This is a genomic window from Pseudoxanthomonas sp. SORGH_AS_0997 (assembly GCF_031453535.1).
GTDB classification, from domain to species: Bacteria; Pseudomonadota; Gammaproteobacteria; order Xanthomonadales; family Xanthomonadaceae; genus Pseudoxanthomonas_A; species Pseudoxanthomonas_A winnipegensis.
Window position 1 is genome coordinate 586,168 of the sequence record NZ_JAVIZI010000001.1, and the last position, 23,565, is coordinate 609,732.

General features: G+C 70.1%; 23 protein-coding genes and 2 tRNA genes. 11 read left to right on the forward strand and 14 right to left on the reverse strand.

Going from position 1 to position 23,565, the window contains the following annotated elements:
- The first annotated feature begins 78 nt into the window (after window positions 1–78).
- From QE438_RS02735 to QE438_RS02745, 3 genes are all read left to right on the forward strand, one after another.
- Complete coding sequence (locus tag QE438_RS02735) at window positions 79–345, forward strand: DUF2007 domain-containing protein (protein ID WP_306992736.1); 267 nt, start codon at window positions 79–81, stop codon at window positions 343–345.
- A 92-nt stretch (window positions 346–437) separates the two neighbouring features.
- Window positions 438–1,109: a peptide-methionine (S)-S-oxide reductase MsrA gene (msrA, locus tag QE438_RS02740; RefSeq protein ID WP_306992734.1), complete on the forward strand. Its 672-nt coding sequence runs from the start codon at window positions 438–440 to the stop codon at window positions 1,107–1,109.
- A gap of 124 nt (window positions 1,110–1,233) precedes the next feature.
- A complete protein-coding gene (locus QE438_RS02745) occupies window positions 1,234–1,872 on the forward strand; it encodes a hypothetical protein (protein WP_306992732.1) in 639 nt (212 codons plus the stop codon).
- Between the two features lie 30 nt (window positions 1,873–1,902).
- Here the strand turns inward: QE438_RS02745 and QE438_RS02750 are convergent, their stop codons facing one another.
- On the reverse strand, window positions 1,903–2,478 hold the full coding sequence (locus QE438_RS02750; protein WP_306992730.1) for a type 1 glutamine amidotransferase family protein: 576 nt from the start codon (window positions 2,476–2,478) through the stop codon (window positions 1,903–1,905).
- A gap of 120 nt (window positions 2,479–2,598) precedes the next feature.
- Between QE438_RS02750 and QE438_RS02755 the strand changes: the two genes are divergently transcribed.
- The 3 genes from QE438_RS02755 (at window position 2,599) to QE438_RS02765 (ending at window position 4,726) form a co-directional block, all read left to right on the forward strand.
- The gene (locus QE438_RS02755; protein WP_130529401.1) at window positions 2,599–3,165 is read left to right on the forward strand and encodes a YqgE/AlgH family protein; all 567 of its coding nucleotides are present in this window, start codon (window positions 2,599–2,601) and stop codon (window positions 3,163–3,165) included.
- Window positions 3,166–3,241: 76 nt separating this feature from the next.
- Entirely contained in the window at window positions 3,242–3,691 is a 450-nt protein-coding gene (gene ruvX / locus QE438_RS02760; RefSeq protein ID WP_130523622.1) for a Holliday junction resolvase RuvX, read from the forward strand.
- A gap of 93 nt (window positions 3,692–3,784) precedes the next feature.
- Window positions 3,785–4,726, forward strand: a complete 942-nt coding sequence (locus QE438_RS02765; protein WP_130519186.1) for an aspartate carbamoyltransferase catalytic subunit — start codon at window positions 3,785–3,787, stop codon at window positions 4,724–4,726.
- Window positions 4,727–4,779: 53 nt separating this feature from the next.
- On the opposite strand, the gene QE438_RS02770 is transcribed toward QE438_RS02765, so the two are convergent.
- From QE438_RS02770 to QE438_RS02795, 6 genes are all read right to left on the reverse strand, one after another.
- Window positions 4,780–5,436: a thiopurine S-methyltransferase gene (locus QE438_RS02770; protein ID WP_306992726.1), complete on the reverse strand. Its 657-nt coding sequence runs from the start codon at window positions 5,434–5,436 to the stop codon at window positions 4,780–4,782.
- On the reverse strand, window positions 5,437–5,970 hold the full coding sequence (locus tag QE438_RS02775; RefSeq protein WP_306992724.1) for a DinB family protein: 534 nt from the start codon (window positions 5,968–5,970) through the stop codon (window positions 5,437–5,439).
- Window positions 5,971–5,979: 9 nt separating this feature from the next.
- The gene (gene parC, locus QE438_RS02780; protein ID WP_306992721.1) at window positions 5,980–8,226 is read right to left on the reverse strand and encodes a DNA topoisomerase IV subunit A; all 2,247 of its coding nucleotides are present in this window, start codon (window positions 8,224–8,226) and stop codon (window positions 5,980–5,982) included.
- A gap of 79 nt (window positions 8,227–8,305) precedes the next feature.
- Window positions 8,306–10,132, reverse strand: coding sequence for an SLC13 family permease (locus tag QE438_RS02785; RefSeq protein WP_306996161.1), 1,827 nt, complete (start codon window positions 10,130–10,132; stop codon window positions 8,306–8,308).
- A gap of 156 nt (window positions 10,133–10,288) precedes the next feature.
- Window positions 10,289–10,373, reverse strand: a tRNA-Leu gene (locus QE438_RS02790).
- Window positions 10,374–10,920: 547 nt separating this feature from the next.
- A tRNA-Leu gene (locus tag QE438_RS02795) sits at window positions 10,921–11,005 on the reverse strand.
- Between the two features lie 216 nt (window positions 11,006–11,221).
- Between QE438_RS02795 and rnr the strand changes: the two genes are divergently transcribed.
- From rnr to QE438_RS02815, 4 genes are all read left to right on the forward strand, one after another.
- The gene (gene rnr / locus QE438_RS02800) at window positions 11,222–13,645 is read left to right on the forward strand and encodes a ribonuclease R (RefSeq protein ID WP_306992719.1); all 2,424 of its coding nucleotides are present in this window, start codon (window positions 11,222–11,224) and stop codon (window positions 13,643–13,645) included.
- A 15-nt stretch (window positions 13,646–13,660) separates the two neighbouring features.
- Window positions 13,661–14,110 carry a GFA family protein gene (locus QE438_RS02805; protein WP_130519176.1) on the forward strand — a complete coding sequence of 150 codons (450 nt, stop codon included), beginning with the start codon at window positions 13,661–13,663 and terminating at the stop codon, window positions 14,108–14,110.
- 142 nt (window positions 14,111–14,252) lie between these two features.
- Window positions 14,253–14,999, forward strand: a complete 747-nt coding sequence (rlmB, locus tag QE438_RS02810; protein ID WP_130529409.1) for a 23S rRNA (guanosine(2251)-2'-O)-methyltransferase RlmB — start codon at window positions 14,253–14,255, stop codon at window positions 14,997–14,999.
- Between the two features lie 36 nt (window positions 15,000–15,035).
- A complete protein-coding gene (locus tag QE438_RS02815; protein ID WP_306992715.1) occupies window positions 15,036–18,038 on the forward strand; it encodes a diguanylate cyclase in 3,003 nt (1,000 codons plus the stop codon).
- Between the two features lie 177 nt (window positions 18,039–18,215).
- On the opposite strand, the gene QE438_RS02820 is transcribed toward QE438_RS02815, so the two are convergent.
- Together QE438_RS02820 and QE438_RS02825 are read right to left on the reverse strand one after the other, a co-directional pair.
- The gene (locus tag QE438_RS02820) at window positions 18,216–18,722 is read right to left on the reverse strand and encodes an O-acetyl-ADP-ribose deacetylase (RefSeq protein ID WP_306992712.1); all 507 of its coding nucleotides are present in this window, start codon (window positions 18,720–18,722) and stop codon (window positions 18,216–18,218) included.
- Window positions 18,723–18,769: 47 nt separating this feature from the next.
- The gene (locus QE438_RS02825) at window positions 18,770–19,312 is read right to left on the reverse strand and encodes an XRE family transcriptional regulator (RefSeq protein ID WP_306992710.1); all 543 of its coding nucleotides are present in this window, start codon (window positions 19,310–19,312) and stop codon (window positions 18,770–18,772) included.
- 99 nt (window positions 19,313–19,411) lie between these two features.
- Here QE438_RS02825 and rhtA point away from each other — a divergent pair, with 99 nt between their 5' ends.
- Entirely contained in the window at window positions 19,412–20,302 is an 891-nt protein-coding gene (gene rhtA, locus QE438_RS02830) for a threonine/homoserine exporter RhtA (protein WP_130529417.1), read from the forward strand.
- Window positions 20,303–20,306: 4 nt separating this feature from the next.
- On the opposite strand, the gene QE438_RS02835 is transcribed toward rhtA, so the two are convergent.
- From QE438_RS02835 to pstB, 5 genes are all read right to left on the reverse strand, one after another.
- A complete protein-coding gene (locus QE438_RS02835) occupies window positions 20,307–20,648 on the reverse strand; it encodes a hypothetical protein (protein ID WP_130519163.1) in 342 nt (113 codons plus the stop codon).
- On the reverse strand, window positions 20,648–21,307 hold the full coding sequence (rnt, locus tag QE438_RS02840) for a ribonuclease T (protein WP_130519161.1): 660 nt from the start codon (window positions 21,305–21,307) through the stop codon (window positions 20,648–20,650). Before rnt ends, QE438_RS02835 begins: the two co-directional genes overlap by 1 nt.
- Window positions 21,308–21,424: 117 nt before the next feature.
- Entirely contained in the window at window positions 21,425–21,745 is a 321-nt protein-coding gene (locus QE438_RS02845; protein WP_306992706.1) for an RcnB family protein, read from the reverse strand.
- Window positions 21,746–21,847: 102 nt separating this feature from the next.
- On the reverse strand, window positions 21,848–22,579 hold the full coding sequence (gene phoU, locus QE438_RS02850; protein ID WP_130519159.1) for a phosphate signaling complex protein PhoU: 732 nt from the start codon (window positions 22,577–22,579) through the stop codon (window positions 21,848–21,850).
- 138 nt (window positions 22,580–22,717) lie between these two features.
- Window positions 22,718–23,548, reverse strand: coding sequence for a phosphate ABC transporter ATP-binding protein PstB (gene pstB / locus QE438_RS02855; protein ID WP_130523633.1), 831 nt, complete (start codon window positions 23,546–23,548; stop codon window positions 22,718–22,720).
- Window positions 23,549–23,565: the final 17 nt, after the last annotated feature.

Below are 23,565 nucleotides of genomic sequence, written 5' to 3' on the forward strand. Positions count from 1 at the left end.
GACAGAGCGGCACATCGACAGGCCATCCGCCACGCCGGGCGTATGCTCGCGGCCATTCCCGCCTTGCTGGAGGTCCGCATGCAAGTGGCCTATCGCGCCGACAACCTGTTCGATGCCCATCTGGCGCGGCATGCGCTGGAGGACGCGGGCATCCCGGCCTTCGTCTTCGGCGAATCGCTGCTGGGCGCCGGCGGCGAACTGCCGCTGTTCGGCGTGCTGCGCGTGTGCGTGCCCGACGTGGCCCTGCCGCAGGCGCGCGATGCGCTGCAGGCGGCGGGCTTGCTCGACCCCCCGTCCGCCCCCATCTGTGCGGATCTGGACGCTCCCGACCTGCTGCCGGCCTAGCGCCGGCCATCCGCGCGGCGTCCAGGCGCGCCCGGAGAACGAAGACAGGCCCCGCGCCGCCCGCCATCCACATCGTCGCAAGGAGGTTTCCCATGCTCGAGTCCCTCACCAGCCGCCTCGGCATCGGCGCGTTCAAGCAGCGCCTGCCGCGCGCGGAAGAAGCGCTGCCGGGCCGTCAGACCCCGCTGCCGCTGCGCAATGTGCATTTCGTCAACGGCCAGCCGCTCCAGGGCGAGTTCCCGGGCATGGAGACGATCGGCTTCGGCATGGGCTGCTTCTGGGGCGCCGAACGCAAGTTCTGGCAGCTGCCGGGCGTGGTCACCACGGCGGTGGGCTATCAGGGCGGCTTCACGCCCAACCCGACCTACGAGGAAAGCTGCACCGGCATGACCGGCCACGCCGAGGTCGTGCGGGTGGTGTTCGACCCGGCCAAGGTGTCGCTGGACGAGGTGCTGCGCACCTTCTGGGAGAACCACGACCCCACCCAGGGCATGCGCCAGGGCAACGACCGCGGCACCGAGTACCGCTCGGCCATTTACTGCGAAACCCAGTCCCAGTACGCCGCCGCGCTGGCCAGCCGCGACGCCTACCAGCAACGCCTGGGCGAGGCCGGCTACGACCAGATCACCACCGAGATCGTCTACCCGGCGCCGCCGTTCTACTACGCCGAGGACTACCACCAGCAGTACCTGGCCAAGAACCCGGCCGGCTATTGCGGCCTGGGCGGCACCGGCGTGAGCTGCCCGATCGGCCTGGAGGCCTGATCGGTCCGCTGGCTGGATCGCGTGCGCGTCATCGGCCGCCCATGCCGGTGACGCGGCTCAACCGGGGCTGACCTGCGCCGCCTCGAGGCGGCGTTGGTGTCATCGAGCCCTCGAGTTCTCCGTCATGACCACGCGCCGCCCGTACCGCCACCTCGGCTTCTTCTTCCTGGGCTTGCTGGCACTGGTCCTGGCCGGCTTCACGCCGCGTATCCCGGACACGCCGTTCTTCGGCTATCTCAGTCGCGCGCCGGACTTCGCGGGCGTGCCGGCCGCGGTCCACTTCCACGCGCTCGTCTGCGTCGCCTGGTTTGCGCTGCTGATCGTGCAGCCCTTCCTGATCGAGGCGGGCAGGCTGCGCGTGCACCGTTGGCTGGGCTGGGCTTCCATCGCGCTGGTGGTCCTGTTCGCGGGCAGCGTCGGCTGGCTGCAGCGACGGTTTTCACCGGGCCTCCTGTTAGATCCGGCGTTCTTCGTGGCGTTCTACGCGCTCGCGCTGCTGTACCGGCGCCGCTTCTTCTGGCACGTCGCCTTCGTGGTCGCTGCCGCGCTGATGGTGGCCCAGCCTGGTCTGGCGCGGCTGGGGATCCACCTGGCCGGCGGCTTCGCGGGCGTGATCTACACGATGATCGCGCTGTATCTGGCGATCATCGTCTTCTGGCTGCATGCCCGCTTCGCCTATGGGCGGCCGTTGCTGCGCAGCCCGTTTCTCGTGGTCCTGGCGATGTTCATGCTGGACCACGCGCTGACCTTCGCGGTCGGCTGATTTGGGGCCGCGCTGAGCCTGTCAATCAGGTCAGTCGGCGAACTCCGCGGCGAACATCGCTTTCACGCTGGCGATGTCGTCCTCGCGCTCGGGATGCAGCAGGCGCAGGCAGGCCGTGGCGAAGCTGACCGGGCTGGTGCCCGGCGCGGTGACCACGCCGTCGGCGCTGACCACCTTCTCCTGGCGGTAATGGGCCTGCCCGGCATAGACCGGGCCCAGGCGCTCGGTCAGGAAGGCCAGCGCATTGCTGGTATGCGGCCGCGCGTCCAGCAGGCCGGCGTAGGCCAGGGCCAGGGTGGCCCCGCAGATCGCCGCGACCGGGCGCTGGGCGGCCACGCGCTCGCGCAGCAGGCCGCTCAGGCCGGGGATCTCGCCGGCCTGCCACTGGTCCGAACCGGGCAGGATCCACAGGTCGGCCTCCAGCGGCGCCAGGTCGGACAGGGCGAATTGCGGGACGATCTGCAGGCCGCCGATGCTGGTCACCGGCTTGCCGTCGATGCTGGCGCTGAGCACGGTATCGCCGAACCACGCCCGTGCCGCCGGCAGGACCACGCCGATCTCCCAGTCCGCCACGCCATCGACCATCACCACCGCGATCGTGCCCATTGCCGCCTGCGCTCCGTCATCAGGTTGGAGGCCGAGTGTGGCAGGGCCATGCAGGCACGCAAGTGACCGGCCCGCGCCGCGGCGGCGTGCGCCCGACAGGCGATGCCCTAGAATGGCCGCATGCCCCTGCAGACCGACACCCTGGCCAATCAGCTGCTGATCGCGCTCCCGGCGCTGGACGATCCGCATTTCGCGCGCAGCGTGGCGCTGATCTGCCAGCACGACGACGAGGGCGCCATGGGCGTGGTCGTCAACCGCGCCTCGGAATACACGCTGGGCGAGGTCCTGCAGCAGATGAACCTGCACACCAGCGACGAGGCGCTGCGCAACCGCGTGGTGCTGTACGGCGGCCCGGTGCATCCCGAGCGCGGCTTCGTCCTGCACGATGGCGGCGAGGACTGGGATTCGACCATGCAGATCGGCGCCGGCCTGTACCTGACCACCTCGCGCGACATCCTGGAGGCCATGGCCCGCGGCGACGGCCCGGCCCATGCCGTGGTCGCGCTGGGCTGCGCCGGCTGGGGCGCGGGGCAGCTGGAGTTCGAACTGGGCGAGAACAGCTGGCTGACCGCGCCGGCCGATGGCGAGCTGCTGTTCGACCTGCCGCTGGATCAGCGCTGGCAGGCCGCCGGCGGCCGCATCGGCGTGGACATGACCCGCATGACGGATTACAGCGGACACGCATGAAGACGGCGGCCGGACACCGTGCCGCAGGGCGCCGTCCGAGACCGGCGGCGCCGCACTTTTCGATCCCGGAGCGCCGATGAAGCTGGACGGCACCGTCCTGGGCTTCGACGTGGGCGCACGCCGCATCGGCGTGGCCGTGGCCAGCGCCTTCGGCACCGGCGCGCGCGCGCTGGCCGTGGTCGATGTGCATCCGGGCGGGCCGGACTGGGCCGCCATCGACAAGCTGCGCGGCGAATGGCGCCCCGATGGCTTCGTGGTCGGCGACCCGATGACCCTGGACGGCGGCGACCAGCCGATCCGCAAGCGCGCCCATGCCTTCGCCCGCGAGCTGCGCCAGCGCTACCAGCTGCCGGTGGTGCTGGTGGACGAGCGCTCCAGTTCGGTCGAGGCCGCGCAGCGTTTCGCGGTCGACCGCGCCCAGGGGCGCAAGCGCAAGCGCGACGCCGCGGCGCTGGATGCGGTGGCCGCGGCGGTCATCGTCGAGCGCTGGCTGGCCGCCCCGCAGGACGCCACGCATGTGCCATGAGCGCCCGCGCCCGGGCAGGCGCGGTGCCGATCGCCTGATTCCTTCCCGCCGCGCGCCGCGCGCGCGGCTCCTTCGCCTCACCACGAGCACACCATGAGCCAACTGGATTCCAACGGACGCCTGCTGCACCTGCTGACCCTGGAGGGCCTGCCGAAGGACACGCTGTGCCGCATCCTCGACCGCGCCGGCATGATCCGCGACACCGCGCTGGGCCGCACGCACAAGCGCGACACGCTGGTCGGGCGCACGGTGTGCACGCTGTTCTTCGAGCCCTCCACGCGCACGCGCAGCTCGTTCCAGATCGCCGCCCAGCGCCTGGGCGCGGACGTGGTGAATTTCGACGCCTCGACCTCCTCGGCGCGCAAGGGCGAGACCGCGCTGGACACCTTGCGCAACCTGGAGGCGATGGGCGTGCGCGGCTTCGTGGTGCGCCATCCCGACGACGGCGCCGCGCAGATGCTGGCCGCGCACGCGCACGAGGGCACCACGGTGATCAACGCCGGCGATGGCCGCGCCGCGCATCCCACCCAGGGTCTGCTGGACGTGCTGACCATCCGCCAGGCCAAGGGCCCGGATTTCTCCAAACTCAAGATCGTGATGGTCGGCGACATCAAGCATTCGCGCGTGGCGCGCTCGGACCTGCATGCGCTGCGCACGCTCGGTGCCACCGACATCACCCTGTGCGCGCCGGACACGCTGCTGCCCGGCGGCGAGGTGTGCGACGGCTGCCGCACCACCGGCGATTTCGATGCCGCCCTGGAGGGCGCCGACGTGCTGATGATGCTGCGCCTGCAGCGCGAGCGCATGGAGGAAGGCCTGGTGACCTCGCTGGAGGATTACCACCGCGACTACGGCCTGACCGCCGCGCGCCTGAAGCGCGCCGCGCCCGAGGCGGTGGTGCTGCATCCGGGCCCGATCAACCGCGGCGTGGAGATCACCGACGAGGTGGCCGACGGCCCGCAGTCGCTGGTCCTGCGCCAAGTCGGCAACGGCGTGGCCATCCGCATGGCCGTGCTGGAGATGCTGTTGGGCTGAAGGCCCCAGGCGGTTTGGCCGCGGGCGCGGCAATGGCGCACGCGGTCGGCGAATCAGCGCCGCTGCAGCCGGTAGACCGTGGTGTGCAGCGCGGTCATGCCGTCGGCGGCGAAGCGCGGCTCATCTGCCAGGATCTCGCGCCGCTCCAGCGGCGCGATGGTCCAGTGCGCGGCATAGCGGGCCTGCACCTCGTCCGCATCGACCGAGAACGGCGGGCCGGCGCGCTCATGCTGGGCGTATTCCAGCGTGATCAGCAGCGCCCGGCAGTGCGCCGGCAGGCGTCCGTAGACCTCGTCCACGTAGCGGGCCCGCAGCGGTTCGGGCAGGGCGATCAGCGCGGCGCGGTCGTAGACGCCGGCGCAGTCGGCCAGCAGTTCGGCATCGACATCGAACACGTCACCGCAGATCAGCTCGATGGCGCCGGCCGTGTAATGGGTGCCGTAGCGGGTGACGCGGGTCTGCGGCGTCAGCCCGTGCTCGGCGAAGAACTGGGCGACCGCCAGCGGCGACAGCTCCAGGCCCAGCACACGGTGGCCCTGCGCGGCCAGCCAGGCCAGGTCCAGCGACTTGCCGCACAGCGGCACGAGCACCTGGCTGCCGGCGGGCAGCTGCAGTGCCGGCCAGTGCTTTTCCAGCAGCGGCATCACCTTGTGCTGGTGGAAGGGGATCTGGTTGTCCTGCCATTTCTGAAGCCAGAAGTCCGGTTGCATTCAAAGCGCCTCGGTCGGCAGCGCGATCAGGTCGGTCACGCCCACATCGATGCCCGCCTGGAACAGCAGCGTGCTGGCCTGGCCGCGATGATGCGTCTGATGGTTGAAGAAATGCAGGACCAGCTGCCGCCAGGAACGCGTGAACGTCTTGCCGGCGGTATTGCGATAGACCAGCTCGCCTTCCAGCCGCGCCTCGGTGAGCGTGCCGGCCCACTGCGCGATGACCGCATCCAGCGCGGCCCGGTAGCGCTGCAGCTCGGCGAAGGAACCCGCCAGCTCATGCCGAAGTGAGGTCGGCAGGGGAAAGGGCCGCAGCGCTTCGCGCAGCGCCGAGGCCGGCTCCGGCTGCGCGAAGCGGTGCAGCCAGATCGTGTCGCCCACGGCGATGTGGTTGAGCGTGGCCTGGATGGAGCCGAAGAAGGCGCCGCGATCCTGGCGCAGCGCCGCCTCCGGCAGCTGCGCCGCGGCCTCGTACATCCGCCGGTTCATCCAGCGGTTGTAGGCGGCCATCAGGACGGCGGCGTCTGGCGTCATCACTTGGTCTTACTGGACATCCAGGCCGTCCACCTTCTGCCAACCGCGCGGCAGCAGCATCCCCCGTGTAGCACGCGTCCCGGTATACAGATCCAGGTCCTTGAACGACAGGGTCATGGTGCGCGCGCCGCTGTGCACGGCCAGCGTGCCGCCGGGACCGATGGCGGCGATGGCGACCACGCGCTCGGTGGCCAGCTTGGCCTTGGGGATGTCGATCAGCTTGTTGCCCTTGCCCTTGTCCAGCTCGGGCAGGTCGCTGGCGGCGATCGCCAGCAGGTTGCCGGCACTGGTCACCGCCACGATACGGTCGGTGGCCGGGTTGGCCACCAGCGCCGGCTGCAGCACCTTGGCGTTGGGCGTGAGGTTGAACATCGCCTTGCCCGCCTTGTTGCGGCTGGTGAGGTTCTCGAAGCGGGTGACGAAGCCGTAGCCGTGCGAGGAGGCCAGCACGAAGCGGGTGTCGTTCTCGCCCGAGGCCAGGGCCTGGAACGAGGCGCCGGCCGCCGGCGAGAAGCGCCCGGTCAGCGGTTCGCCGTTGCCGCGCGCCGAGGGCAGGGTGTGCACCGCGGTCGAGTACGCGCGCCCGGTCGAATCCAGGAACGCCACCTGGTGGTTGCTGCGCGCGCGCACCGCCGCCAGCAGGCCATCGCCATCGCGATAGGACAGCTTGGCGGTGTCGATGTCGCCGCCCTTGGCCGCGCGCACCCAGCCCTTCTCCGAGACCACCACCGTCATCGCCTCGCTGGCGACCAGCTCGGTCTCGTCCAGCGCCTGCGCGGCCTGGCGGGCGATCAGCGGCGAGCGGCGCTCGTCGCCGAACTTCTTGGCGTCGGCCAGCAGCTCGTCCTTGACCAGCTTCCTGAGCTTGGTCTTGGAATCCAGCGTGGCCATCAGCTTCTCGCGCTCCTTGGCCAGCTCGGCCTGCTCGCCGCGGATCTTCATCTCCTCCAGGCGGGCCAGCTGGCGCAGGCGGGTTTCCAGGATGTAGTCGGCCTGGTCCTCGGACAGCGCGAAGCGCTGGATCAGCGCCGGCTTGGGCTCGTCCTCGCTGCGGATGATGCGGATGACCTCATCCAGGTTGAGGAAGGCGGTCAGCAGGCCTTCCAACAGGTGCAGGCGGCGCTCGACCTTCTCCAGGCGGTGCTTGAGGCGGCGGGTGACCGTGTCGTAGCGGAAGCCCAGCCATTCGCTCAGCAGCGACTTGAGGTTCTTGACCTGCGGGCGACCGTCCAGGCCGATGATGTTGAGGTTGACCCGGTAGCTCTTCTCCAGGTCGGTGGTGGCGAACAGATGGCCCATCAGCTGATCGGCATCGACGCGGTTGGAGCGCGGGATCAGCACCACGCGCACCGGGTTCTCGTGGTCGGACTCGTCGCGGATGTCCTCCAGCCAGGGCAGCTTCTTGGCGCGCATCTGCGCGGCGATCTGCTCGATCACCTTGGACGGGGAGACCTGGTAGGGCAGGGCGGTCACCACGATGTTGGCGTGCTCGCGGGTGAAGGTCGCCCGGGCGCGCACGCTGCCGTTGCCGGTCTCGTACATGGCGCGCAGGTCGGCCGGCGCGGTGATGATCTCGGCGGTGGTCGGGTAGTCCGGGCCGCGCACGTGCTCGCACAGGTCGGCCACGGTCGCGTCGGGGTCGTCGATCAGGCGGATCAGCGCGCTGACGATCTCGCCCAGATTGTGCGGCGGCACGTCGGTGGCCATGCCCACGGCGATGCCGGTGGTGCCGTTGAGCAGCAGGTGCGGCAGGCGCGCCGGCAGCCAGGTCGGCTCCTCCAGGGTGCCGTCGAAGTTGGGCGACCAGTCGGTGGTGCCCTGGCCCAGCTCGCCCAGCAGCACTTCGGCGATCGGGGTGAGCTTGGACTCGGTGTAGCGCATGGCCGCGAACGACTTGGGATCGTCGGACGAGCCGAAGTTGCCCTGGCCGTCGATCAGCGGATAGCGGTAGGAGAACGGCTGGGCCATCAGCACCAGCGCCTCGTAGCAGGCCGAATCGCCGTGCGGGTGGTACTTGCCGATGACATCGCCGACGGTGCGCGCCGACTTCTTCGGCTTGGCGGCGGCACCCAGGCCGAGCTCGCTCATCGAATAGATGATGCGGCGCTGGACCGGCTTGAGCCCGTCGCCGATGAAGGGCAGGGCACGGTCCAGGACCACGTACATCGAGTAGTCCAGGTAGGCGCGTTCGGCGTACTCGCGCAGCGGGATCTGTTCGAATCCGTGGAAGGTGGGGCGGATGGCGTCGTCGGTCATGCGGCACTGCGGTTGAGGTGAACCCGCCGATTTTAGCCCCCCGCCCGTCGCAGTGCCCGCGACACGGCGGGCCCTAGCGTCAGCCGCCCCAGCCGAACGGCAGCAGCGGGCCGCCCAGCCACATCCAGCGCGCCATCCACGCCGTGGCCAGGGCGATCAGCGCGGTCAGGGGCGCGCCCACGCGCAGGAAGTCGCCGAAGGTGTACTGGCCCGGGTTGAGGATCAGCAGGTTGCCGTGGTGGCCGATCGGGGTCAGGAACGAGGCCACCGCGCCCATGGCGATGCAGATCACGAACGGGGTCGGCGGCTCGCCCAGCGCCTGGGCCATGGCTAGGGCGATGGGCGTGAGCAGCACGGTGGTGGCCGCATCGGAGAGGATCTGGGTCAGCAGCGCGGCACTGGCGAACATCACCAGCAGCAGGGTCAGCGCGCTCCAGTGCGCGGCATGGCGGCCGAGGATGTCGGCGAACCAGGCGGCCGTGCCGGTCTTCTCCATCGCCATCCCCAGCGGAATCACGCCGGCGATCATCACGTAGATGCGCACGTCGATTTCCTCGTAGGCGCGTTCCACGCCCACGCAGCGGGTGATGATCATGGCCACCGCGCCGGCCAGGAAGGCGATCTGCGGGGTGAGCCAGCCGGTGGCCGCGGCGGCCACCGAGGCCACCATGATCGCCAGGGCCAGCGGCGCGCGCCGGCGGCTACGCTGATGCGCCTCGAACGGCATCAGCATCAGGAAGCCATGGTGCTGGGCCAGCTTGCCGAAGATGTTCTGCCGGCCCCACAGCACCAGCAGGTCGCCTTCCTCGAGCACCACCTCGGACAGCTCGCCGTGCAGCCAGCCCTCCTTGCGCCACAGGCCGACCACGACCACGCCCAGGGTATGCAGAAAGTCGATGCTGGCCACGCTGCGGCCGACGAACTCCGAATGCGGCGCCACCACCGCCTGCACCAGCTGTTCCTCGCCCAGCAGCTCGGTCTTGCGCGCATCCTCGCGCGGCTGCTCGCCGTACTTGACCACCGCGTGCAGCGACAGCCCGGGCTCGTCCTTGATCGAGGCGATCTCGTCGGGCGAGGCGCGCACCAGCAGCACGTCGCCGCGCTGCAGCGGGCTGTCGGCGCGCTGACGGGGCCGGCGCACGCCGTGGCGCAGCCAGTTCACCACCTGCAGGCGCTCGCCGAAATGCGTGCGGAAGGCCTCGTAGGTCTGGCCGATCCACGGCGAGTCCTCGTCCACCACCAGCTCGGTGTAGTAGCGCTCCAGGCGCATGTAGCTGTCGCTGCTGGACTCGCCGCTGCGCTTGGGCACCAGCCAGCGGCCCAGCAGCATGTAGACGGTGCCCAGCAGCACCAGCACCGCGCCGATCGGGGTGATGGCGAAGAACCCCAGCCCATCCTGGCCCGAGCGCTTGAGCAGATCGTTGGCCAGCAGGAAGGCCGGTGCGCTGATCAGGGTCAGCGTGGTGCCCAGCGAGGCGGCCAGCGACATCGGCATCAGCAGGCGCGAGGCCGCCAGCTTCTGCTCGCGCGCCAGCCGCATCAGGATCGGCAGCATCATCGCGGTGACCATCAGATGGTGCGAGAACGCGGCCAGCGCCGCGGTGGCCGGCATCACCACCGCGATGGTGCGCCACTCGCTGCCACCGGCGGCCCGGCCGATGGCCTGGCCGATGCGGTCGGTGATGCCGGTGGCGGCCAGGCCCGCCGAGAGCACGAACACCGCGGCCACGATGATCGCCGGCTCGCTGGAGAAGCCCGCCAGCGCCTCGCGCGGGTTGAGGATGCCGGTCAGCGTCAGGGCCAGCATCGCCAGCATCGCCACCAGATCCACGCGCAGCTTCTCGCTGACGAACAGCGCCAGCGTCACCGCCAGGATGACCAGGAAGAGCAGCTGCTGAGGTTCCAGTGACACGCGATGGCTCCGGGAAGGGCGCGCGCCAGCTTAAGCCCGGGCCTCCACGCGCACGGTGTAGGCGCCTGGGCCTGAAGCGGCGCGCCGCGGTGGCAACAAAAAACCCCGCGCTGGCGGGGTTTGATGTGTGGCAGTGGCCTGCCGATCCGTTGGTGCCCAGGAGAGGACTCGAACCTCCACGGTTTTACCCGCTAGTACCTGAAACTAGTGCGTCTACCAATTCCGCCACCTGGGCAACGGGGCGCGCATTCTGCGGTCAGGGCGGGGCGCACGTCAACAGGTTTTGCACATCGCATCGCGCGCCTGGGCAGGAAGATCGGAAAGTCGCCTCGCCGGAGTGCGGCGACGCGGACCTGTTGATGCGTTTGCGGCCGGTGAGCTCGCTTCGTTTACCAACCTCGACCCTGCCTGGTCGAGGCTCTACAGCGAAGAGATCAGGACTCCGCTCGACCCGGAGGCATTGAGCAAGCGCTTTGCCCCCTCCCTTTCGCCGCAGGCGAAGGGGAGGGCCGGGGAGGGGTGCTTTTGCTCTTGCTTCGGTGGCTTGCCCGGGAAAGCCCCGACCCCTCCCCAGCCCTCCCCTGCGCTGCGCGCAAGGGAGGGGGCCTCAAGTCGAAGCCATCCCGTCACTGATCGCGCTCTGCGCAAGGGCGAGGGACTCGACGACCGCACAAACCGAAGCCAAGAAAGCCCGCGCGCCAAGATTCTCTCGCCAAGGAAAAGAGCAACAAAAAACCCCGCGCTGGCGGGGTTTGATGTGTGGCAGTGACCTGCCGATCCGTTGGTGCCCAGGAGAGGACTCGAACCTCCACGGTTTTACCCGCTAGTACCTGAAACTAGTGCGTCTACCAATTCCGCCACCTGGGCAACGGGGCGCGTATGGTGGGGTGAACGGCGCGGATTGTCAACGCGGCGCACGTTATCGCGCCGGGGAAGCGCGGGCCGGCGGTGTACCATGCGCGCATGACCAAAAAAACTGGATCGGGCGGACGCAACCCCCCATCGGGCAAGGCTTCGCCTTCCAAATCACGCAATGCCGCCGGCGGCGGAAAGAAGCCCGCCGGCAAGTCGCTCCCCCCCTGGATGCCGCAACAGCCCGACGCGCCCGCCCCGGCGCGCCCCGGCAAGAGTGCGTCCGGCGGGCGCCGCGGCGGCGATGACCGGCCGCGCGATGCGGGGCCGCGCCCGTTCGAACGCCGCCCGCGCGGTCCGCGCGTGGTGGTGCCCGCGCAGGGCGCGGGCCACGCCGGCTTCGTCGACCCCCATGCCGCCCGCGAGGCCGAGCGCTACGCCCAGCCCATCGCCAGCCGCGAAGTGATCCTGGGCACGCTGGCCGCCAGCGAAGGCCCGCTCACCGCCGAGGAAGTGGCGGCCAAGCTCGACCTGACCGCGCCGGACCGCTTCGAGGCATTGAGCAAGCGCCTCAATGCGATGGTCCGCGACGGCCAGCTGCTGCTCAACCGCCGCGGCGGTTACGCGCCGGCCGAGCAGATGGACCTGGTGCCGGGCGTGGTGATCGCCAACCCGGAAGGCTTCGGCTTCCTGCGGCCCGAGGCGGGCGGCGACGACCTGTTCCTGCCGCCGTTCGAGATGCGCAAGGTCATGCACGGCGACCGCGTGCTGACCAGCGTCACCGGCATGGATCGGCGCGGCCGCCGCGAGGGCGCGATCGTGGAAGTGCTCGAGCGCCGCGTGCACCGGCTGATCGGCCGCTTCGCGATCGAGGCGGGCGTGAGCTTCGTGGTGCCCGACGACAAGCGCATGCAGCGCAACGTGATGATCCCGCCCGACGCGCGCGGCGAAGCGCGCGACGGCCAGCTGGTCGTGTGCGAGCTGACCCATGCGCCGGACGGGCGCCGCGAGCCGATCGGCAAGATCATCGCCGTGCTCGGCGACAAGCTCACCCCCTCGCTGGTGGTGGAGACCGCCATCCACGGTCACGAGCTGCCTTACGAGTTCCCGCAGGCCGTGCTGGACGAGGCCGCCGCGGTGCCGCTGAAGGTCGAGCCCTCGATGATCGGCGGGCGCGTGGACCTGCGCGACATGCCGCTGGTGACCATCGACGGCGCCGACGCCAAGGACTTCGACGACGCGGTCTACTGCGAGTCCAACCGCAAGGGCCTGCGCATCAGCAACCGCTCCGGCTACCGGCTGGTGGTGGCCATCGCCGACGTATCGCATTACGTGCGCCCGGGCACCCCGCTGGACGAGGAGGCGCAGCTGCGCGCGACCTCGGTGTACTTCCCCGGCTTCGTGGTGCCGATGCTGCCGGAGACGCTGTCCAACGGCATCTGCTCGCTCAATCCCAACGTGGACCGCATGTGCTTCGTGTGCGACATGCAGGTCAACAAGAACGGCGAGGTCACCGAGTCGAAGTTCTACGAGGCGGTGATGCGCTCGCATGCGCGCCTGACCTACGACCAGGTGTGGAAGGCGGTGGGCGAGGACGACGCCGAGGCGCAGGCCCAGATCGGCCCGGCCATCCTGCCGCACGTGCAGCGCCTGCACGCGCTGTATGGCCTGCTGGCCAAGGCGCGGCAGAAGCGCGGCGCGATCGAGTTCGAGACCAGCGAAGTGCGCTTCGTCCTGGACAACAAGGGCGAGGTCACCCAGGCCGGCATGCAGGTGCGCAACGACGCGCACAAGCTGATCGAGGAATGCATGATCGCGGCCAACGTGCAGGCCGCGCGCTATCTGCTGGCCAAGGGTGTGCCGGCGCCATACCGCGTGCACGAGCGTCCGCCGGAGTCCAAATACGCCGACCTGCTGGAGTTCCTCAAGGAATTCAAGCTGTCCATGCCGCCGTGGAGCAAGGTCGAGCCGCGCGACTTCACCGCGCTGCTGCACAAGATCCGCCAGCGCCCGGACGTGGCCCTGCTGGAGTCGGTGGTGCTGCGCAGCCAGAGCCTGGCGGTGTACACCCCGGACAACGCCGGCCACTTCGGCCTGGCGCTGGACGCCTATGCGCACTTCACCTCGCCGATCCGCCGCTACCCGGACCTGCTGGTCCACCGCGCGATCAAGCACGCCCTCAGCGGCAAGCCGGTGGAGAAGTTCCAGTACAGCCCGCGCGAGATGGCCGCGCTGTCGCTGCAGTGCTCCGAGCGTGCGCGCCGTGCCGACGAGGCCGAGCGCGAGGTCGACGAGCGCTACCGCGCCGCGTGGATGGAGCAGCATGTCGGCGGCATCTTCGACGGGGTGATCAGCGGGGTGACCAGCTTCGGGCTGTTCGTCGAGCTCAACCAGTCCAAGGTCAACGGCCTGGTCCACGTGACCCAGCTGCCGCACGACTATTACCACTTCGACCCGATCCGCAAGACGCTCTCCGGCGAGCGCCGCGGCATGGAGTTCCGCCTGGGCGATGCGGTCCAGGTGCAGGTCATGAAGGCCAGCATGGAGGAGCGCAAGATCGACTTCCGGCTGGTCGAGCTGCGCCAGGACGGGGCCGCCGCGGACGAGCAGCCGCCGCGGGCGTTCCCGGCTAAGCGCAAGAAGCAGAAGTACTGAGCGAGGCGGCGGACGATGGGCGAGTACAGCGGCGGGTGTCAGTGCGGGGCGGTGCGCTTTCGCGTCAGCGGGACGCTGGACGACGCCTCGATCTGCCACTGCCGCATGTGCCAGAAGGCGTTCGGTGCGTACTACGCGCCGCTGGTGTCCACCCGCGGCGCCACCCTGGAGTGGACGCGCGGCCAGCCCACGCGCTTTGCCTCCTCCAATCTGGTGGAGCGCGGCTTCTGCAACCAGTGCGGCACCCCGCTGACCTACGAGGCGCCCGACGGCGTGGCGCTGGCGGCCGGCGCGTTCGACACCCCGGCGCTGTTTCCCCCGCACATCCAGTACGGCGTGGAGGGGCGGCTGCCGTTCACCGACACGCTGGCGGCGCTGCCGACGCGCCGCACCGAGCAGGACAGCGCCTCGCTGGAATTCCTCTCCCGTATCGTTTCCTTCCAGCATCCCGACCGCGACACCTGACGAGGCGGAATCGTCTTCTGGATTCGGGAACAATCGCGCGGTGCCGACGGTCCGTCCTCGGTGGCGCCACGGTCTTCCGCCCGCCCAGGTCCCACGCCCCGCCTTCCCCTTCAAGAAAGCCGATTTCCCAAGACTTTCCCTCATGAGCAAACAGAACCAATGGATCGTCGGCGTCAACGCCGTCGCCTCCGCGATCGACAACGATGCCGACCACGTGCGTGAAGTCCTGATCGACGGCAGCAGCAAGAACGCGCGCCTGACCGAGATCGAGGAGAACGCGCGCCGCAAGGGCATCGACGTGCGCCGCGTCACCACCCAGGCGCTGGACGGCGTCGGCGGCCAGGTGCGCCACCAGGGCGTGGCCGCGCGCTATGCCGCCGCGCGGACCTGGGACGAGGGCGAACTGGCCGGCCTGATTGAAGGCGCGCAGGGCCGCGCGCTGCTGCTGGTGCTCGACGGCGTGCAGGACCCGCACAACCTCGGCGCCTGCCTGCGCAGCGCCGCCGCCGCCGGCGTCACCGCGGTGGTGATCCCCAAGGACAAGTCGGTGGGCCTGAACGCCACCGTGCGCAAGACCTCGGCCGGGGCCGCCGACCGCATCCCGGTGATCGCCGTGACCAACCTGGCGCGCACCCTGCGCGAGATCCAGAAGGCCGGCGTGTGGATCTACGGCCTGGCCGGCGAGGCGGACAACTCGCTTTACGCCCTGGACCTGACCGGCAACATCGCCCTGGTGCTGGGCGGCGAGGGCGATGGCATGCGCCGGCTCACGCGCGAGCACTGCGACGGGCTGGTCAAGATCCCGATGCCGGGCGATATCGAAAGCCTCAACGTTTCGGTCGCCACCGGGGTGACCCTGTTCGAGGCCGTGCGCCAGCGCGGCCTCTGAGGCGGGCGAAGGGGGCCACGTGCGGCAGGGGGCGGCATGACGCGGACGCATCGGCATCGCGCTGCATGGCGACGGGCGTGGGCGCTGCTGTGGCTGTGCGTGTTGCTGACGCCGGCCGCGTCGGCCCTGGCCGCCGCCTCGCTGTCGCCGGCGCCGCCGCTGCGCGACTACGCCATCGACCTGTGGACCTCGCGCGAGGGCCTGCCGCACAACTCGATCCGCGATATCGCCCAGACCCCGGACGGCTATCTGTGGTTCGGCACCTGGGAAGGGCTGACGCGCTACAACGGCCTGGACTTCACCACCTTCGACCGCGGCACCCGGCCGGCGCTGGCCGATAACGGCATCGGCGCGCTGTACGTCTCGCCTGACGGCGCGCTGTGGCTGAGCGATTCGCGCGGCAACATCAGCCGCTACGGCACCGATGGCACGTTCAAGATCTGGCCGCGGCCGGCCGATGCGCCGGCCGTGCTGTTGCCGGCGATGACCATGGACCGCCACGGCCGGCTGTGGATGCTGTTCGAGGGCCGGGGCCTGGCCTGCCTGGAGCCGGACGGCCGCTACCGCTACGAGACGCCGGGGCCGGATTCGCCGCTGCGCACGGCCTATGCGCACCTGGCCGTCGATGCGCAGGATCGCGTCCTGGTCGGCAGCACCGAGGGCCTGCTGCGGCGCGATGACGACGGCACCCTGCACAACGTGTCCCAGGAGGCCGGCCTGCCGCCCGGCGCGGCCTGGCCCTACCTGGCGCCGGACGGCGCGCTGTGGGTGGTGGCGCAGGACCATCTGTACCGGATGGAGGGCCAGGGCCTGGTGCTGCGCCATGTGCTGCCCAAGGTCGGGCGCCCCAGTTCGATGCTGCAGGACCGGCGCGGCGAGCTGTGGATCGGCACCGAAGGCGGCGAGGTGCTGCGCATCGGGCGCAACGGCGTGGAGACCCTGACCTCGGCCTGGCCGCTGCCGGGCGGGCGGATCACCGCGCTGAAGGAAGACGCCGAGGGCAGCCTGTGGATCGGCGCCAACGGCGGCCTGTTCCGCCTGCATGAGACGCTGTTCTCTAACATCACCAAGCGCCACGGCCTGGACTCGGACTACGTGCGCGCGCTGCTGGAGGCACCCGATGGCGCGATGTGGGTGGGCCATCCGTTGGGCCTGCAGCGGATCAGCGCCGACCGCCACGTCACGCCCGTGGCCCTGCCCACCCAGACCGGCAAGCCGCCCTCGGTGCTGAGCCTGGCGCGCCAGCGCGACGGCACGCTGTGGGTGGGCACGGCCAGCGACGGGGTGTATCGCGTGCCGCTCCACGGCGCGGTCACCCGCTACGGCACCGAGCAGGGCGTGCCGCAGGGCACCGTGCGCGCGATCAGCGTGGGCCCGGACGATGTGGTGTGGCTGGCCACCCAGCGCGGCCTGGCCTACATCGACGGTGAACGCGCGGTGCGGCCGCAGGTGCCCGGCCTGCCCAGCGGCCTGATCACCTCGGTCTACAGCGAGCCCGGCGCGGTCTGGATCGGCACCCTGGAAGGCGCGCTGGTGCTGCGCGGCACCCAGGTGCAGCCCCTGCCGCTGGAAGGCCTGGGCGGGGCGCGCACGGTATTCGGCTTCATCCGCCTGGGCGATGCGGTGTGGATCACCACCGATCGCGGCCTGTACCGCGTGCGCGGCGGCAAGCTGGCGCGCGTGGGCCGCGAGCAGGGCATGCCGGTGGACACGGTGTTCGAGCTGCGGCCCGACCAGGCCGGCCACCTGTGGATCACCAGCAACCGCGGCGTGCTGTACACCGACCTGGCCAGCCTGGACCGCGTCGCCGACGGCCTGCAGCCACGGGTGGTGCTGACCAGCTTCAACGAGATGGACGGCATGGCCAATTCGCAGGCCAACGGCAGCTCGGGGCCGACCGCCGTGGTGCGTGGAGACGGCACGGTGTGGATCGCCACGGCCGGCGGGGTGACCATCGTCGATCCGGCGCGCATGCAGTGGTTCCGTGACCGGCCCGCACCGCCGGTGGTGATCGACGAGGTGCAGCGCGACGGCGCGCCGCTGGCCTGGCGCACCGAGCAGCCGCTGCGCCTCAACGGCGACCAGCGCCTGACGGTCAGCTATGTCGGCCTGAGCTATCTGCTGCCCGAGCGCACCGAGTACCGCACCAGGCTCGACGGCCTGGACGGCGACTGGGTGCGGCGCGGACATCAGCGCAGCATCGAACTGGCGCGCCTGCCGCCCGGCGACTACACCTTGCGCGTGTCCGCCGCGCATCCGGACGGGGCGTGGAGCGCGCGGCAGGCGGTGCTGCACTTCACCGTCGAGCCCTTCGTGTGGCAGCGCCACGGCGTGCAGTTCGGCGCGATCGCGCTGCTGGTGCTGGTGCTGTTCGGCCTGTACCGGTATCGCGTGCACTGGTATCGCCACCGCACCGAGCGCCTGGCCGGGCTGGTCGATGCGCGCACCCGCGACCTGCAGGCCCAGGCGCAGCGCCTGCGCCTGGCCGACCAGGAGAAGACCGACCTGCTGGAGCAACTGCGTGCGCAGGCCGAGGCCTTCGAACGTCAGGCGCGCGAGGACGTGCTGACCGGCCTGCCCAATCGTCGCGCGTTCGAGGAGCGGCTGGCGCAGGAGATGGCCCGGGCCCGACGCAGCGGCCAGCCGCTGTGCCTGGCGATGCTGGACGTGGACCACTTCAAGCGGGTCAACGACCAGTACTCGCATACCGTCGGCGATGCGGTCCTGCGCGAGGTCGGCCAGGTGCTGGCCGCGCAGCAGCGCGAGGCCGACATGGCCGCGCGCAGCGGCGGCGAGGAGTTCTGCCTGCTGTTCACCGACACCACGCTGAAACAGGCCGCGCTGGCCTGCGAGCGGCTACGCGCGCTGTTCCATGCGCGCTGCGACTGGGGCGGGATCGCCGGCCTGGCCATCACCTTCAGCGCCGGGCTGGTGGTGCTGGAGCCCGGGGATGCCGCGCCGGCCTCGCTCTATCAGCGCGCCGATCGCCTGATGTATCGCGCCAAGCGCAATGGGCGCGACCGGATCGAGCACGATTGAGCGCTTGTGGGTGTGGGGTTTGGGTTGAGGAAGGCCTTGTGAGGTCCTTCGTTCCGGCGAAAGCGGGAACCCCGCGACTTTGGTTCCTTGCGCGAACGTCCATGGATTCCCGCTTTCGCGGGAATGGCGATGGGTGGTGTGTTGCGGGCCTAGCGCTGGTCGCCGCAAGGACCATCGCTAGCGCAGCAGCGCTTCGTACAGGGCCAGGTCTTCCTGCGAGAAGCAGCAGAACAGCACCTCGCGCAGGCTCGGATACGCGACAGCCTCGGCGCGCACGGTCTCCACGGCGATCTTCGCCGCAGGCGCCGGCGGAAAGCCGTAGATGCCGGTGCTGATGCAGGGAAAGGCGAGGCTGGCCAGGCCGCGTTCGCCGGCCAGGCGCAGGCTGTTGCGATAGCAGTCGGCCAGCAGCGCCGCCTCGCCATGCTCGCCGTCGCGCCAGACCGGCCCGACGGTGTGGATCACGTAGCGCGCCGGCAGGCGATAGCCGGCGGTGATGCGCGCCTGCCCGGTCTGGCAGCCACCGAGCAGCCGGCACGCGGCCACCAGCTCCGGGCCGGCGGCGCGATGGATGGCGCCATCGACGCCGCCACCGCCGAGCAGGCTGCTGTTGGCGGCATTGACGATGGCATCGACCTGAAGCGTGGTGATGTCGGCGCGGAGGGCACGGAGTTCGGGAGGCATGGGAGCAGCCTGCGACGGCGCGCGTGGCCTGGGTGCGAAGAAGGGGGTCAATACACGACATTGCGCACCAGCCGCAGCGGCGCGTCGCCATCGTTGCGGTAGGCGTAGTCGCCGGCATCGCTGGCGAACACCAGGTGCTCGCCAGCGGCGAACTGGCGCAGGCCGTGGACGTTCTCCAGCGTCAGCGTGCCTTCGATCACCAGCAGCAGCTCGCGCCAGCCGGCCGGATCGGCCTGCGAGGCATAGCGCTCGCCCGGCATCAGCGTCCACTGCCACAGTTCGACCTGATGGCCCGCCGGCACGCTGGACAGCATCACGCCGCGCGAGGCGGGGTCGCGTCCGCGCCAGGCCAGCGCATCCACGCGCGTCGGGTCGTCGATCGCCGCGGACTTGAGCAGGTCGGCGAACTGCACGCCCAACGCAGCGGCCAAGCGGTCCAGGGTGTTGAGGCTGACGTTGGCGTCGCCCGATTCGATCGCCACCAGCATCCGCCGGCTGACCTGGGCGGCCTCGGCCAGCGCCTGCTGGCTCAGGCCGGCCTGCTGGCGCAGGCGGCGCAGATTGCCCGCCACGTGTTCGAGCACGCTCATCGCGCCTCCGTCCGGTTGCGCACTATATTGCGCGTCATTAGACTGACCATCCTGCGCAATATAGTGCGCAGCCTCGCGCTCATCCACTGCAGGCTCTTCGTGTCCGCCTCGTCCCCCTCGCTGAAGTCCTCGGTGCTGTTCCCGGTGCTCCTGTTGCTGGCCTCGATGGTGTCCATCCAGGCCGGCGCGAGCCTGGCCAAGACGCTGTTCCCGGTGGTCGGCGCCACCGGCGCGACCGCGCTGCGGCTCGGCTTCGGCACGGTGCTGCTGTGGATCGCCTTCCGCCCCTGGACGCTGCCCTGGCGCGCGCTGCCGTGGAAGATGCTGATCGGCTACGGCGTGTCGCTGGGCACGATGAATACCTTGTTCTATCTCGCCCTGCAGACCGTGCCGCTGGGTCTGGCGGTGGCGCTGGAGTTCACCGGACCGCTGGCGCTGGCGCTGCTGGGCTCGCGCCGCGCCCTGGATCTGGTGTGGGCGCTGCTGGCCGCGCTCGGCCTGGTGCTGCTGGTGCCGTGGCCGGGTCGCGACGCCGCGCTGGATCCGTTCGGCGTGGCGTGTGCGGTCGGCGCGGGCGTGTGCTGGGCGCTGTACATCGTCTTCGGGCAGAAGGCCGGCGCCGGGCATGGCCCGCGCATGGTCGCGCTGGGCTCGTCCATCGCCGCGATGGTGGCCGTGCCCTGGGGCGTGATTCACGCCGGCAGCGCGCTGCTGGCGCCAGCGCTGCTGCCGGCGGCGCTGGGCGTGGCGGTGCTGTCGATGGCGCTGCCGTACTCGCTGGAGATGATGGCGCTCACCCGCCTGCCCACGCGCACCTTCGGCATGCTGATGAGCCTGGAGCCGGCCATCGGCGCCCTGTGCGGACTGGCGTTCCTGCACGAGCGCCTGTCGGGCCTGCAGTGGCTGGCGATCGCCGCGGTGATCGTGGCCTCGGCCGGCGCCACGCTGGGCGCCCGGACCCCGCCGCCGGCGGCGCCGCTGCCGGACTAGGCGCTCAGGCGCGCCGCCGCCGGATCTGTTGCGCCAGCTCCCAGGCGCGGCCGCGCAAGTCGTCCAACCGCTCGTTGAGTGCGGCGTAGCCCGGTTTCCAGGCGAAGCGTCCGTCCTGGTACGACTGGCCGAGGATCAGGTCGTTGAACGATCCCATGCCGCCGTAGGCGCCGAGCAGGTCGTCCGCGCCGCGATCATCGCCTTGCGCCAGGCGGGACTTCGCGCGCCGCATCCATGCGCTCCAGTGGGTATCGCCGTCCTGTTCGAGCACCTGGATCAATGCGTCCAGCACATCGATGAGCGGCTGCAGCGAGGCGTCAGCCGGCGGCGGGACTTCTCGCGTCATTATTCGGACGCGGCCTGCATTCGCGGCCACTGGTTGGCGATGTTGCAGAACAGGCGCGCGGTCTGCTCGACGTCGTAGACGGCCGAATGCGCCTCGTCGGCGTTCCAGTGCATGCCGGCCGCCTGCACCGCGCGCGCCAGCACCGTCTGCCCGTAGGCCAGCCCGCCCAGGGTGACCGTGTCGAACACGCTGAAGGGATGGAACGGATTGCGCTTGTGCTGAGTGCGCGCCACCGCGGCATTGAGGAAGTGCAGGTCGAAATGCGCGTTGTGCCCGACCAGGATGGCGCGCTGGCAGTTGTGCTTCTTCACCGCAGCCCGTACCGGCGCGAAGATGTGGTCCAGCGCTTCCTTCTCCGGCTTGGCCAGGCGGAAGGGATGGTCGAGCACGATGCCGGTGACCTCCAGCGACTTGGGGTCGATCTCCAGCCCCGGCGCCGGCTCCAGATGCACGCAGGCGGTGTCGCCCAGCACGAAGCGGCCGGCCTCATCCAGGTCCAGGGGCACGGCGGCGATCTCCAGCAGCGCGTGGCGGTTCCAGTCGAAGCCGCCGGTCTCCACGTCCACCACCACCGGCAGGAAGCCGCGGAAACGGCGCGCCATCGGGGTGAAAGGGGGGGCGGTGGGATTCGGCGATAGCGGGGTGGGGGCGTCGTGCATCGCGAAAGCCTAGCAGACAGGCCTCGCGCGTCCGCCCGCGCAAGGCGCTCGCGACCACGGAAAAGGGACGCGTCGTTGCCGGCGCGTCCCTTTCGATCGCCGCATGACGCCAGTGGGTCAGTGACTGGCCGCGATCACGCTGGTGATGATGCCAGTGGCCACGGCCACCAGTACATAGTCGTTGTCGACGCGGCGCCACTGGTGACCGCGCGGCGGCGGAGGCAGGTGGTGAATGCGATAGTCGCGGACGTAGACGCCGCGGTGATCGTGGCCCAGATGCTCGCCACGGCTCCAGTGATGTGGGGCATCGTGATGGCGCGCCGGCGGCGGCGGACCGCGACGGTCGTCATGGCGATCGTCATGATGCTGCGGAGCGGCCATTGCGGTGCCGCTCGCGGCCAGCGACAAAGCCAGGAAGAGGGTGGACAAGCGTTTCATGGCGTTCTCCTTTGCAGGGGGCCCGATCTCCGGGCTCGCGTGCAGCCTGCGCTGGCGAATATGAATACGCTGAAAATTTTCGTTACATCCCGCACTCAGGAGTCAGGATTGCGAAAGCCCGCCTGACGGGATATTGGTGGTCGAGGTTTCGTCGCGCTTGTCGCGCGGCGGCAGCGGGTGATCGCCCTGCACCAGGAACCACACGTTCTCGGCGATGTTGGTGGCGTGGTCGCCGATGCGCTCGAGGTTCTTGGCCATGAACAGCAGATGCGTGCACGGGGTGATGTTGCGCGCGTCTTCCATCATGTAGGTCAGCAGCTCGCGGAACAGCGAGGTATACATCGCGTCCAGCTCGGCGTCGCGGTCGCGCACTTCCAGCGCCAGCTGCGCGTCCTGATCGCGGTAGGCGGCCATGGCGTCGCGCACCAGCTCGGCGGCCAGCTGGCCCAGCGAGCGCAGGCCCGTGGCGTGCGGCACCGGCGGCAGCATGTTCAGCGCCATCGAGCGCTTGGCCACGTTGGAGGCGTAGTCGCCGATGCGCTCGATGTCGTTGGGAATGCGCAGCGCAGCCAGGATCACGCGCAGATCGCGCGCCATCGGTCCGCGCAGGGCCAACTGCATCACGTCGTGGCTGACCTTGTCCTCCAGCGTGTCGATGGCCTCGTCGTTGGCGATGATGCGTTCGGCGGCGCGGTCGTCGCGGCGCTCGACCACGTCCAGCGCCGCTTCCAGCTGGGCCACGGCGATCTCGCCCATGTGCAGGATCTCGGCCGCGATGCGGCGCTGCTCCTCGTCGTAGCTCTTGACGATGTGGTCGTGCGGGAAGTTGTTCATGGGCGCGGGAAATGAGTGGAGAGGAATGTGGAGCTTCAGGCGGGAAGCGAGTGGAGAGGAGGGAGGCGCGAGCGGTGCGGCGTGGACGCGAGGATCTTGCTGTTTCTCATTCCTCGCTCCTGTTCGCCCCTCAACGTCTCATCCGAACCTGCCGGTGATGTAGTCCTCGGTCTGCTGCTTGGACGGACGCGAGAAGATGATCGAGGTGGCGTCGTGTTCGATCAGATCGCCCAGATACATGAAGGCGGTGTAGTCGCTCACGCGCGCGGCCTGCTGCATGTTGTGGGTGACGATGGCGATGGTGTAGTCCTGCTTGAGCTCTTCGACCAGCTGCTCGATGCGGCTGGTGGAGATCGGATCCAGCGCCGAGGTCGGCTCGTCCAGCAGCAGCACGCTGGGGCGCAGCGCCACGGCGCGGGCGATGCACAGGCGCTGCTGCTGGCCGCCGGACAGGCCGAGCGCGCTCTGGCCCAGCTTGTCCTTCACCTCGTCCCACAGCGCGCCCTGGCGCAGGGCCTGCTCGACGCGGTCGTTCATATCGGCCTTGGACAGTTTCTCGTGGTGGCGGATGCCGTAGGCCACGTTCTCGAAGATGGTCATCGGGAACGGCACCGGCTTCTGGAACACCATGCCGACCTTGCTGCGCAGGCGGTTCATCGGGTACTTGGGCGAGAGGATGTCCTCGCCGTCCAGCAGCACCTCGCCGGTGGCGCGCAGCTTGGGGTAGAGCGCGTAGATGCGGTTGAAGATGCGCAGCAGCGTGGACTTGCCGCAGCCCGAGGGACCGATCAGCGCGGTCACGCGCTTCTCCGGGATCTGCAGGTTGATGCCCTTCAGCGCATGGAAGTTGCCGTAATAGAAGTCCAGGCCGCGGGCCTCGAGCTTGACCTCGGCCGGCGGCAGCGCGCCGCGGTCGGTGGTGACCGGGGTCAGGCGCGGGGAGGGCGTGGCGTGCTGCACATCATTCATGGTGGGATCCATCGAGA